An 11971-nucleotide genomic window follows, 5' to 3' on the forward strand; every position below is an offset into this window, starting at 1 on the left:
TTAAGTTCCTTTCAAAAAGGACAGCCTAATCTACAGCGAATAATATTCGTATGAAGGAAGTGATCGGCTTGGATGAAACGGAAAAACCTGCAGCACTTTTATATATCAACCGGCTCGCTAAACAATTGGCACCTTCTGCTGATGTTGTGAAAAAGACGTTGAAAAGAAAAGACGAGACAGTTCATTTACTATTTTTAAAAAGCGTTGTCGATATGATGCAATTACAAGAGATCGTCGTCAAACCGTTTTATGAAATTTCAACGGAATATAATTTTTCCGAGTACATTCAATCATTGCCTTATGAGACTGCCATGCCGACAGGGGACGAAGAAGTGCTGATTGAAATCACTAAGGGAAACGTCTTTGTGATGATTGGTAAAGAAATGACCTTACTGGAACTTAAGATGGTGGCGGCTAATGCTGTACAAGAGGCAAAAGTAGAACAAACGATTCACGGACCGATCTTAGGGCTCAGTGAGAGTCTTGAAACGAATCTAAACTTGATGAGGCAGCGCTATCATCAGCCTTCCTTAATTATCGAAACGATGCAGCTGGAGGATTGCTCCAATCGGTCTATTGCCCTGTTGTATGATAAAGAACGTGTACGTCCGGGGCTTTTGGAAAACATAAAAAAACGTCTGCAGTCACTAGATGTGGAGCTTGTTCAGGCCAGTGCAGATTTGCAGTATTATATTAATAATAAAAAACGCAGTCTGTTTCCAACAAGTCTGTTGACCGAACGGCCCGATCGTATAATTCATAATATGGATGCCGGGAAAGTGATCATCATGGTAGACGGCAGTCCAAACGCCATCATTGCACCAATTGTGTTTTTTGATCTGATGATCTCAATGGAAGATAACTACTATTCTTTCTGGGTCGTCAAGTCCATTCAATTTTTGCGATATGGCGGATTGTTTGCCGCAATTTTTCTGCCGGCCATTTATATCGGAGTAACTTCATTCACACCGGATGTACTTCGGACAGAACTGGCGTTGACAGTGGCTGCAAGCCGAATCGGTGTGCCCTATCCGTCGTTTGCCGAAGTGTTCTTCATGCTGATTTTTATCGAGTTGCTGACAGAAGCAAGTTTGCGGCTGCCCACGATGGTCAGTGCCACAGCCACAACAGTCGGCGGGTTGATTTTAGGCACTGCTGCTGTCGATGCAGCCCTGACTTCAAATATTATGGTTATCGTGGTTTCTCTCGTGGCAATTTCAACCTTTGTCATCCCCATCAGTGAATTAAGTTATGCCGTAAGAATATGCCGTTTTCTGCTTTTGGTTTACGCTACATTATTCGGATTGGCAGGGGTGCTTTTAGGATTGCTTGGATTGATCTTATACCTGGCGAATAAAGACAGTATGGGGGAACCGTATTTGCGGATGTTCTGGCAGAGCAGGCGTGAAGAATTAAAGGTGGAGCAGAAATGAGCCGCTTTATCTACTTTTTGATTATTTCCAACATGGTAGCCAATATTATCGCGTCTATACCGAGGATTTTGCTGTCCGAAAGTGAAGATGGGGCAGTTCTATCAATGATCCTTGCTTTGTTCTACGGTGTCTTTGCAATTTGGGTGCTCATCAAATGCCTTCAGGCTTTTCCGGGTAAAAGTGTACCTGAACTATTCAGCCTGTACTTGAGTAGGTGGATAGGTACCCCGGTTCTATTTATTCTCGGCGTCATTTGGTATATTGCGGGACTCCAGACACTGATTGCTTATGTTGCGATCCTATCACGCTTTCTTACACCGGAAATGTCAATCTATGTAATCTTAGCATCGTTCGTTCTAATCCTTACATTTGGCATTCTTATGCAGAGCCGCAATGTGTTATTTTCCTTGGAACTAATATTTGTAATCCTATTGCCTTTCGTGTTCTTTTTTATCATGAAAACATATTTCACTGAGCAACTAGATTGGGATCAAGTAAGTCTTGCATTGACACATACACATAAAGTTCCTTCCTATACGACTTTCGCGGCGGCGGCATACTTATTTATCGGTGCGTTTGACTTGGTTATTTTCAATTCATTGATGAAAAAGAAATTGGTATTCAAATGGAAGCAGGCTCTTGTTATTTTTCTATTGGGTTTATTCATCATGACGACTACCTATTTGATCCCAATCGGTATTTTAGGATTCGACAAGATAGAGGATTTCATTTACCCATGGGTTTCTACCAGTGATTCCATGCGAATGAAATTTGGAGTCATTGAACGTGTGACATTTCTCTTCTTATTGAATTTTCTGGCCATAGCATTTTTGAATATCTTTATTCATTGGCATGTGGCTTATAAGCTTTTTCAAAGCACATTCGGAGTGGATAAGCTGCCTAAAGGGAAACGGAAAAATTATAGTAAAGCTATAATGGTCACAGTATTTTGGTCGGTTGCTGTTTTCTTTACGGTGCAAGAAACGGAATACGATTTATTTCTCTATACCGGATATTATTTTAATTCTCTTCCGGTTGTTTTCAGCGGACTTACAGTTCTGCTCATGATCGTAAACAGGAGGGCGAAACGTGGAACATAAGAGCTCCTTTGCTATCAAGTTATTCGGTATGGTTTTTATGTTAAGTACGGTGATTCTGTTATCGGGCTGTGCGTTTAAGGACATTGATAAACGGTTATTCGTTTCAGCGATTGGTGTGGATCCTGCTGCAAATGGAGAAGAAGGGTATAAAGTGACGTTAAAGGTGGCTTTACCGTTTGGTGCGATTAAAGAAACAACGAAGCCCAATTTTACGTACTTATCAAAAGAAGGGGAATCCATTGGCGAAATAATTAGGATGCTGGAAACGCATGCGGATAAAGTATTAGAATTCGGTCATATGAAGACCATTGTAATTCATGAGGATTTGCTGACAGACCATATGAAAACCTTTATGGATTATTTTATCAGGCGTGGTGACATCCAGTTTATTGCTTATGTAGCAGGAGCAAAATCATCTGCTGAGGAAATATTAAAAGTTCAGCCGGACACAGAGGCGCCTGCATCGGTGTCTATGTTCAATTTCTTTGGGACGGATGGAACAGAAAGTCCTTATATTACGACCACATACTTATTCCAATTTCGCAGAGATTTTTTTACCGAAGGGTTGAATGCTGTTTTGCCTTTAATAGAAACAAATAAGGATCAAACAGAATTAATTGTTAATAAAACCATCGTAGTCGATAAGAAAAAAGATCCGCTTACACTTGATCATGATGAGACGAAATATTACAATACGCTGTTTAGAGGCGCAAATGGTTTTTCCTATAAAGTAAAAAATGGTGATAAAAGACTTCTTTTGAATATCAGCAGAGTGAAGATGAATTACCAAATTATAACAAATAATAACGTGCCTCAAGCAATCGATATGGACGTTAAGATGGTTGGAGTAATCGGTGAATCAGATAAGACTCTTTCAATAGCAAAGTTGGATGAGTATAACCATTTTGCTTCAAAAGAAGTAAAGAAGAAAATACTTGGGCTGCTTAACAGGATGCAGGAACATCAAGTAGATCCCTTCGGATTTGGCCTGCATTATCGGGCAACACGTCTTAGCCACGATCATTTAGCAGAAACATGGCGACAGGCATATCCCGATTTGAAGTTTAATGTGAATGTTGAAGTGAAGCTTCAAAGCACAGGAACGATTCAATAAAGTGTAACTTTGTTAGACTTCTGTGTTTTTTAAAAAAACATAAAAATACCCTATAGGATAGACATTTTTAACATGTCTATCTTACAGGGTACATTTTAAAACGATTTTTGTGTTTTTGTCCTATTATTTACGATTATTACGGCGTTCGTTGTTCTGGTTATTATTGTCATTGTTTTGATTTTGACGCTTTTGGTCAAAGTTGAATTCTTCTCCAAACTCCATATTCTCTGCCTGGTCGTTTTGACGCTGTTTGTTGTTCTGCTGCTGACGCTGGTTGTTCTGGTCTTGACGCTGACGATCGTTTTGTTTACTCATTGTATGCACTTCCTTTTTGGTTGTTAGATGCTATGACATCTACACCTGTAGATTGTGCAAATAATGAAGTCTTATGAGTGGTAAAAAATGCTGCATTGCACCATAAAAAAAACTCCGCTATGCAAGAATGCATAACGGAGCCTCAATCAGCTCATGTTAAATGAAGCGGAGGAGGGATAATCCAGCCTTTTGATTTGTTCAACTCCAGCAATTTTGCTCCGAATGCCGTCTTTTCCATATGGCATTTCGCGAACATGACCGCAATGTCTTCCCGGATGCACTGTCCCATCGCCATACTGCAAGAAACGAGACCTTGCCCGACATTGATGGAAACCGCTGCACTGATTTCGGGATCCATGAAGCGTGCGCCGGCAGGAATTTCTTCCGGATTTGCTTTCGGTCTTTCGGGCAGAGCGGGAGGAGGCGTAACGCCATTCGCTTTCAGTAATTTTCCGAATTCCTTATTCTCTGCTTTCATCATCTTGACTGCCTCTTCCAGCAAGTTGATTAAATCTGCATCTTCGGCATGGTTGATAAAGGCTTCATAGCCGCTGACCAACCCGTTGTTAGCACCTATGAAAGACCAAACAGCCGTCACTTCCCCATAATGCATTGGTTCATCTTTTGGATTGCCGTCTAAAATACCCAAGAAACCCACTCCTTACATCATATTGGTTTTCAAGAGTAGTTTCTGCGGAAATCCATTATTTATGCATTACTTTTTATAAGTTGTCACAAAAGAAGCTCTTGGAAAGATATTCGGGCGCTGATCGACACCTTCTCCTGCGCCGCGTTTTGCATGCGCTTTTCCGTAGGCTTGCGAAGTTTGCCAGTTGGTAAATGATTCTTCGTCTTCCCACATTGTCAAGATTACATACGTATCCGACTCAACTGGACGCAGCACACGAATCGCTACGAATCCTGGTTCCGCTTCGATTAAACGTGCCCGGTTATTAAAACGCTGTTCAAAAATCTCCCGTCCGTCTTCAGAAACCGGTATATTATTCAGAACTGCAAAACGGCCGGAAGGCAAGTCACCGCTCTGATCCAGGATCTCATATTCAGTAGCATCGTCTAAGTCAGTCGCCTCTGCTTCCTGCAGCACTAATACTTCCTCGTCGTTATTTAATAAAAGCGCGCGGGATTCTTCCGGCAGATTGCCTGCTTCTCCGAGTGGCGCTGTCCATGTAAACAGTTTCATAATACTTCACCTCATCTGCTTCCATTTTATTTATTATTGAATAGTATACCTGAAGTTTGAAAAGGCTTTCAATGAATAAGAAAATGAAGTCTTCAGTTTAGGTTAAAAGAGAGCGGGAAGAATGTACAAGCAATTACCTGATACAGCCCATTCAACGGATAAATACTTAAGCTTGCTGCAGTGCTGCACAGTTAACGGAACACAAAAACACCTTCCGGGATGGAAGGTGTTTTCTGTCTTTATAGAAGCCGTCTTTGCCGTAGTTTAGTCATAGAAAGTTTTAAACCACCACTTCTCCAAGTGGGTGTTTGCGGAAAACGTTCCTGTATGTCCGGATTGCTGAAAAGGAACCCGGCATGCCATTCCCGTTTCGTAATAAACTCCCTGTTACAGCTTAAAGGTTAAAACTTAATGTACATACGAACAATACAGCTTGTAAATCTATAATACACCCCGCTTCCTGATAATGCAATGGAGAATATTTCCTGTGCATGAAACCAAACGTCTCGCATAAACGTATAGAAAAGAAACGGTGAGGGGCGGAGTTATTATGGAAACAAATGATACGTCTTTGGAAAAACATGAGCTGGCAGTAAAACAATCACATGAAATCACTGCTTTGAATTCTGAAGTGGAAGAATTGCGCAAAGAGGTGAAGCAGCTTCGCGAAGACATCGAATTAATTGATGTCTTCCAAAAGAAACCTATGGTAACAACAGAAATGGTCCAAACAGTAGGCGGTTTAATTATCGCAGCACTTGTCATAATTGGAATATTTTTTTAAAGCCGCCCATCCAATATGGTACTATAAAAGTATCAGGAATATAGACAGGGGTGGGCGTGTTGAAAAAGGCAGTGACGGTCCAGGCGAACACGGTAGAAGAAGCGATCCAGCAAGCGTTGGCTATGCTGGGTTTGACTAAGGAACAGGTCGATGTAGAAATACTGACGAATCCAGGCAGACGTCTGATGGGTTTGCGTAAAGTATCTGCTGAAGTGACTGTGACAAGTAAAACGCAAACGGAAGAAAAATCCAAAGTAAAACCGGTGCTTACGAAAATTGAAGAACTTGCGAATTTATTGGATGATGCAGATACAGGAACAGTCTTTGCCTTGAAAAGTCAGTCAGCTGGTTCCACAGTTCAAACTGCTTCGCAAACAGAAACAAGCGGCGTTAGAATTCACGAAGGTGAAATCCAATTTCGTTTCGCTGGTGACCGGCTGCCGTCCATTATTCCAAATAAAAATGCACCACTCTACATAAACGGCGAATTACAGACGGAGCCCGCGTTGATTCAGCCGGGAGACGAAGTGACTTTAACAATCCAGGATGAAGTCATCGCACCAAAATTCACGATACAGCTGATGGAAAAAGATATGATTGCCTTGCTGTCATTCACACCGGGCAAAAAGATTCAACGTTCATTGGCAGATACTTCTTGGGCTCAGCGTATTGCGATACAAGTGGAAGAAACAACTGAATTCACTAATGATTTGAAAGCACAGGATATCGTAAACGAACTGAAGATGATGGGCGTTCAGCAAGGACTGCTGTTTCCGGCTATTAAAAAAGTGACGGAAATAGATAAACCTTATGAACTGATTGTGGCAAAAGGAGCACTGCCGGCGGAAGGAACAGACGGCGATCTGGAAGTGCACATACGTTACGAAGAATTCGATCCCGACAGTGAAGAAAAAGTAGACTTCCGTGAAATGAATGCCATTACGAATGTCAAAGAAGGACAAGTGATTGCGACTCATATATTGCCAGTGCCCGGGACGCCCGGCAGAAGTTTATTGGGCAAGGAAATTCCAGTGAAACCTGTTCGTGATATCACACTGCGGTTAGGGAAAAATGTCAAGCAGGTTGAACAAGAACTTGTGACGCTGATTTCTGGAAAGCCTGCACTTGAGTGGCGGGAGAAATTAGTGAAAATTGAAGTGAATAATGAATTTAATCATCCGGGGGAAGTTGATCTGGAAAGCGGGAATATCCGTTTTGAAGGAGATGTCCGAATTGGCGGAAACGTGATGCCTTCTATGTTTGTCGGAGCAACAGGCGGCGTCTATATAGGAGGATCTGTGACAAAAGCGACAATCCATGCAATGAAATCGGTATCGGTTCGGGGGAATGTGATGTCCTCGACAATCAGCGTCGGCAAACAAGAGGCAGCAATCGGTGAATTGGTTAGTCTGATGAAGGATGTTACGCATTTACTGGTGCAGATTAAAGATGCGATAGATCAGATCTTTGTCATTCGTGGCCAGGGGGAAGCCGATTTGAGTCCGTCTGAATTGAAACGGCTGATTTACTTGCTGATGGAGAAACGCTATGCGCAGTTTGAAGAACTAAACAAACAATTTATCCAAAAAGTCCGTGAACAAGGCGAGTCAATTGACGAGGAATGGAAAGAAGTGGCAAAACAACTGTCCGATGTTTTCATTAATCCGCTGAATGAAAATCTGCAGAATATGATAGATTTTGAGCTGTTAATTGAAAATGCGCAGATTCTTGTCCAGTTATATGATACCGAAAGTTCCCCTCAGACCAGACTGAGTGTTCCGTACGCTATTAACAGCACGCTGTACAGCAATGGGCATATTGAAATCAGTTCCAAGGGTGTTTATAACAGCAATTTGATTGCGGCACAGACGGTTTCAATTAAAGGCGTATGCCGGGGCGGCGAAATTTCCGCGCCACTGGAAATAGTAATGCAGGAAGCGGGATCGGAAAGCCCGGTGAAAACAGTGATTCGCACAAGTGCGTCAGGAAGGATTAAGATTGGCAAGGCCTATGCAGGAACAGAAGTGCAGGTAGGTACACGCAAACATGTTTTCACAAAAGACGGAACCAATATTACGGCGCGTTTGGATAACGATGGAGAACTCGAGCTTAGCTGACCGATGTTTAGATGTTTTGAACGGTGGAATAGCAGTACTAGAACATCTAATAAGGAGTGGTAGGCAATATGGCTAAAATTGTAACTGTACTGGGAGATATGTTTGAGGACTCAGAATATACGAAACCGGCAAAAGCTTACAAAGACGCGGGTCATGAGGTAGAAGTGATCGGGGCGGAAGCAGGCTCTGAAGTAACAGGTATGAAGGAAAATACAAAGGTCAAAATTGACAAAGCTATCGATGATGCAAGTTCATCAGATTATGACGCATTATTTATCCCGGGCGGCTTCTCGCCGGACATCTTGCGTGCTGATGAGCGTTTCGTAAAATTCGCCAAGGAATTCATGGATGCAGATAAACCTGTGTTTGCAATCTGTCACGGACCGCAGCTGCTGATTACAGCGAAAGCACTTGAAGGACGAGATGCAACCGGCTATAAATCAATCCGCGTAGATATGGAGTATGCGGGTGCGAAATATGCGGATAAGGAAGTAGTTGTCTGTCAGAATCAACTCGTAACGAGCCGTCAGCCTGATGATATTCCAGCATTTAACCGTGAATCACTGAAATTGTTGGAAAAGTAATATGTACAAGTACAGACCGTCCAAGGCTAACGCCGGGCGGTTTTTTTGTGCTGTCGGGCATATATACTGACAAATTCCATACAACAAAAATGCTCTTTCCACTCGAATGAAAAAGATTCTCATTTCTACTTGAAAATAGTTCTCAATAATCGTATGCTTAACGCAGCAGATTAGCTGGAATTCATTTTGAAAGGTCGGAATCTTGAATGTATAAGTTGGTTACATTGGCAATATTTGCAGGTGTTGGACTCGGTGCCGCAGCCGGATTTTCTTTTGGAAGCAAAGAATGGGCAGGCATGCTGGCGGGTATTGCGGCGCTTGCTTTTATCGCGATCCCGGCCGCAGTTGTTTATTCAGCAGAAAAGAAGAAGATTCAACAAGCACAGTAAATTAGCAGGAGGCATCCATGGGGTGTCTTTTTTATATAAAAAAATTCCTCCCATGCAGTTACACAAGAGGAATCAGCATTATTTTACTTTCATACCTTCGACTATTTCTTTCGCTGCGTAAAGAGCTTGTTTGACATCGGCAATCAAGTCATCGATATCTTCTACACCTACTGAGAAGCGTAAGAGGCGGTCATCTACTCCTCGCCGGTTTCGTTCTTCCAAAGGAATTGCCATATGTGTCTGTGTCGTTGGATACGTAATGAAGCTTTCTACACCGCCAAGACTTTCTGCGAATGATACCAGTTTCATACTCTCTAAGAACGGGCTGATCCAATCACTGTTTTGCACGCGAAAGGACAGCATTCCGCCTATCCCTGCATAGAGTACGTCAACGACCAGAGGCTCCTTTTCCAGATAGGCAACCATTTCTTTGGCATTTGCATCATGCTGTTTCATGCGTAAATGCAAAGTCTTCAGTCCGCGTACAACAAGCCAGGAATCAAATGGGGAAAGGGTTGCTCCGATTGAATTGTGATTCTCAAACAGCTCTTCGCAGAGTGCTTCCCCTTTCGCCACGACAAGACCTGCGAGTACATCATTATGTCCGCCGATATATTTCGTGGCACTGTGAATGACGATATCTGCGCCGTGCTCAATCGGTCTTTGGAAATAGGGTGTCAGGAAAGTATTGTCTACGATTAACAGCAAGTTATGTTTAGTTGCGATATCTGCGTAGGTTTTGATGTCAATATTCATCATAAGCGGATTAGTCGGCGTTTCTAAGAAAATCGCTTTTGTGTTTTTATTGATGGCTGCTTCTACAGCCGAAACATCCTCAAATGTCAGATAGCGGGATTTGACTTGATACATATTTTCGTACTGCTCGAATAAACGGTACGTACCGCCATATAAATCTTCAGGTGCCAGGATTTCATCTCCTGATTTGAATAAAGAAAGAATCAGCTGGATTGCCGCCATCCCCGAACTGCAGGCGAATCCCTGGTCGCCCGATTCCAGATTAGCGATTCCGTCTTCCAAAATTGACCGTGTGGGATTCTTGGTCCGTGAGTAATCATATCCTGTCGACAATCCAAGGCCTTCATGGCGATAAGCTGTCGATAAGTAAATCGGCGTATTAATCGCGCCGGTTTTTTCGTCACTATTATTCCCCAGCTGGACTAATCTTGTCTCTAATCCGTTGTTTGTCATGAATATTCATCCCCCTTAGAAAAATAAAAAAAAGCCCTCTTCATTTCGAATAGGCCCTCGAACTTACTAGTTTGTTTTTCGTATTCTCATCTTCAAGGCGGTATCACCCTTGGAATTAGCACCATGCCATAAGGCTGGTTGCTGAGACTTCTTTGGGCCTATCCCTCCGTCTCTCTCGATAAGAATATTCACAATATAAGCAAAACTATTGACAGATTCATTCTATCATGCGGTAACAGCAGATGCAAGCATACTTGTAAGAGCGGCAGTGTTTTCTCGTTCACCTCAAACTTTTGCTATACTGATAGATAATATACAGCAAATGAAAGGGGAAGTTTATTTTGGCTTGGAGCTATGTAGCGCTGGCTGCGGTAGTAGAGATCTTCTGGGTCGTTGGCTTACGCTACTCCGAGACTGCACTGCAATGGACAGGAACCGGTGCAGCGATTATTTTTAGTTTTTATTTTATCATCAAGGCATGTGAAAAACTGCCTTCAGGGACAGTGTATGCTGTATTTACAGGATCGGGTGCTGCGGCTATTTTATTAGTCGATATCCTCGTCTTTCATGCAGGCTTCACTTGGATTACGCTGTCATTCATCGGGCTCATTGTGATCGGCGTTGTCGGTATTAAATTGACGACGGATGAAGCGGAAGGAGGCAGCTGACGATGGCTTGGTTTTACTTGGCAATCGCCAGTCTCGGTGAGATTTTTGGCGTTATGTGCATTAATTATTATTTACAGAAACGCACAGTGAAACGGCTGCTGCTGATCGTCGGTGTTTTTGGTTTTGGTTTTATATTTCTCTCGCTGGCGATGCGTGAAATACAGATGAGTACGGCCTACGCGGTGTGGACCGGGCTTGGTGCAGCCGGTGCTGTGCTTGCCGGAATTTTGATATTCAAGGAATCCGCAAGTGTGAAAAGATTATTCTTTTTATCATTGATTATCATAGGTGCTGTGGGATTGAAATTATTTGGTTGAACGGAAGGCAGTGAGCGGGATGGTTTATTGGACGCGTTTTGAAGTAGAAGACGGCTGTGTGACACTGGCTGCAAATGAAAAGGGAGTCTGTTATATCGGACTTGCAGAGGACAGCGAAGAGCGAATGAAGGAATGGCTGTTTAAACAGACAGGCGTGGTGGAAATGAGAGAAGATACTGACAGATTAGCTGCAAGTGCTGTTGAAATAAAGAAGTATTTATCTGGCGAAGCACAACAATTTGATTCGCCGATTGACTGTATCGGCACGCCATTTCAACTGACTGTATGGAAAGCGCTGCGTGCGATTCCCTATGCGAAAACGGTTACCTACTCAGAGATAGCAGAACAGATCGGACGTCCTGCCGCTGTCCGTGCAGTCGCATCCGCAATTGGAAAAAACCCGCTTTTGCTGATGACTCCCTGCCATCGGGTCATCGCAAAAGACGGAAGCCTGTCCGGTTATCGGGACGGCCCGCAATGGAAAGAACATTTGATTCGTTTAGAGCAAAATACGCTCGGCTCCTCTTATTGACAAAGAAAAAGACTGTGCTACACTGTAGTTGTTCGACAATTCAATAATCATAACTAGGGGTGTCCGGCGTGACTGGACTGAGATGGAATGACTGTATGCATTCCGAACTCTTTGGACCTGATCTGGCTCGTACCAGCGTAGGGAAGTTTTCATTTTTCAATCAGCGTGTTTATTTATGCGTTTTTGAAGACCAGGTCCTTTTACGGAT

General features: G+C 42.8%; 14 protein-coding genes, 1 other RNA gene and 2 riboswitches. Of the genes, 10 read left to right on the forward strand and 5 right to left on the reverse strand.

Annotated elements, in window-relative coordinates; all coding sequences use genetic code 11:
- Positions 1–59: 59 nt before the first annotated feature.
- The 3 genes from NCCP2331_RS07260 to NCCP2331_RS07270 are packed head-to-tail and all read left to right on the forward strand — an operon-like array spanning position 60 to position 3647.
- Positions 60–1433: a spore germination protein gene (locus tag NCCP2331_RS07260; RefSeq protein WP_251669664.1), complete on the forward strand. Its 1374-nt coding sequence runs from the start codon at positions 60–62 to the stop codon at positions 1431–1433.
- Positions 1430–2533, forward strand: a complete 1104-nt coding sequence (locus tag NCCP2331_RS07265) for a GerAB/ArcD/ProY family transporter (RefSeq protein ID WP_251669647.1) — start codon at positions 1430–1432, stop codon at positions 2531–2533. The genes NCCP2331_RS07260 and NCCP2331_RS07265 overlap by 4 nt, the downstream gene beginning before the upstream one ends.
- A complete protein-coding gene (locus tag NCCP2331_RS07270) occupies positions 2523–3647 on the forward strand; it encodes a Ger(x)C family spore germination protein (protein WP_251669649.1) in 1125 nt (374 codons plus the stop codon). Before NCCP2331_RS07265 ends, NCCP2331_RS07270 begins: the two co-directional genes overlap by 11 nt.
- Before the next feature lie 123 nt (positions 3648–3770).
- Here the strand turns inward: NCCP2331_RS07270 and NCCP2331_RS07275 are convergent, their stop codons facing one another.
- The 4 genes from NCCP2331_RS07275 to ssrS all read right to left on the reverse strand — a co-directional run bounded on the left by NCCP2331_RS07275 (position 3771) and on the right by ssrS (position 5601).
- The gene (locus tag NCCP2331_RS07275) at positions 3771–3962 is read right to left on the reverse strand and encodes a hypothetical protein (protein ID WP_153723470.1); all 192 of its coding nucleotides are present in this window, start codon (positions 3960–3962) and stop codon (positions 3771–3773) included.
- Between the two features lie 151 nt (positions 3963–4113).
- Complete coding sequence (locus NCCP2331_RS07280; protein WP_251669650.1) at positions 4114–4611, reverse strand: DUF3231 family protein; 498 nt, start codon at positions 4609–4611, stop codon at positions 4114–4116.
- 66 nt (positions 4612–4677) lie between these two features.
- Positions 4678–5163 carry an antibiotic biosynthesis monooxygenase family protein gene (locus NCCP2331_RS07285; protein ID WP_251669652.1) on the reverse strand — a complete coding sequence of 162 codons (486 nt, stop codon included), beginning with the start codon at positions 5161–5163 and terminating at the stop codon, positions 4678–4680.
- 241 nt (positions 5164–5404) lie between these two features.
- Positions 5405–5601, reverse strand: a non-coding RNA gene (gene ssrS / locus NCCP2331_RS07290) — 6S RNA.
- 112 nt (positions 5602–5713) lie between these two features.
- Between ssrS and NCCP2331_RS07295 the strand changes: the two genes are divergently transcribed.
- The 4 genes from NCCP2331_RS07295 to NCCP2331_RS07310 all read left to right on the forward strand — a co-directional run bounded on the left by NCCP2331_RS07295 (position 5714) and on the right by NCCP2331_RS07310 (position 9037).
- Complete coding sequence (locus NCCP2331_RS07295; RefSeq protein WP_153723467.1) at positions 5714–5947, forward strand: hypothetical protein; 234 nt, start codon at positions 5714–5716, stop codon at positions 5945–5947.
- A gap of 59 nt (positions 5948–6006) precedes the next feature.
- Positions 6007–8064 (forward strand): flagellar assembly protein A, encoded by a 2058-nt coding sequence (locus NCCP2331_RS07300; protein ID WP_251669654.1) that lies wholly within the window; start codon positions 6007–6009, stop codon positions 8062–8064.
- Between the two features lie 68 nt (positions 8065–8132).
- Entirely contained in the window at positions 8133–8648 is a 516-nt protein-coding gene (locus NCCP2331_RS07305; RefSeq protein WP_251669656.1) for a type 1 glutamine amidotransferase domain-containing protein, read from the forward strand.
- A gap of 206 nt (positions 8649–8854) precedes the next feature.
- Positions 8855–9037, forward strand: a complete 183-nt coding sequence (locus NCCP2331_RS07310) for a hypothetical protein (protein WP_153723463.1) — start codon at positions 8855–8857, stop codon at positions 9035–9037.
- A 78-nt stretch (positions 9038–9115) separates the two neighbouring features.
- Here the strand turns inward: NCCP2331_RS07310 and NCCP2331_RS07315 are convergent, their stop codons facing one another.
- Positions 9116–10246: a methionine biosynthesis PLP-dependent protein gene (locus NCCP2331_RS07315; protein ID WP_251669658.1), complete on the reverse strand. Its 1131-nt coding sequence runs from the start codon at positions 10244–10246 to the stop codon at positions 9116–9118.
- A gap of 83 nt (positions 10247–10329) precedes the next feature.
- Positions 10330–10431: riboswitch (SAM riboswitch) on the reverse strand.
- Positions 10432–10587: 156 nt separating this feature from the next.
- Between NCCP2331_RS07315 and NCCP2331_RS07320 the strand changes: the two genes are divergently transcribed.
- From NCCP2331_RS07320 to NCCP2331_RS07330, 3 genes are read left to right on the forward strand one after another with little or no spacing between them, the layout of a single operon-like run.
- The gene (locus tag NCCP2331_RS07320; RefSeq protein WP_153723461.1) at positions 10588–10914 is read left to right on the forward strand and encodes a DMT family transporter; all 327 of its coding nucleotides are present in this window, start codon (positions 10588–10590) and stop codon (positions 10912–10914) included.
- Positions 10915–10916: 2 nt separating this feature from the next.
- Entirely contained in the window at positions 10917–11231 is a 315-nt protein-coding gene (locus NCCP2331_RS07325) for a DMT family transporter (RefSeq protein ID WP_153723460.1), read from the forward strand.
- Entirely contained in the window at positions 11224–11763 is a 540-nt protein-coding gene (locus tag NCCP2331_RS07330; protein ID WP_153723459.1) for a methylated-DNA--[protein]-cysteine S-methyltransferase, read from the forward strand. Before NCCP2331_RS07325 ends, NCCP2331_RS07330 begins: the two co-directional genes overlap by 8 nt.
- Before the next feature lie 45 nt (positions 11764–11808).
- Positions 11809–11924: riboswitch (TPP riboswitch) on the forward strand.
- Positions 11925–11971: the final 47 nt, after the last annotated feature.

This window comes from Sporosarcina sp. NCCP-2331, assembly GCF_023707945.1.
In the GTDB taxonomy this organism is placed as follows: Bacteria; Bacillota; Bacilli; order Bacillales_A; family Planococcaceae; genus Sporosarcina; species Sporosarcina cascadiensis.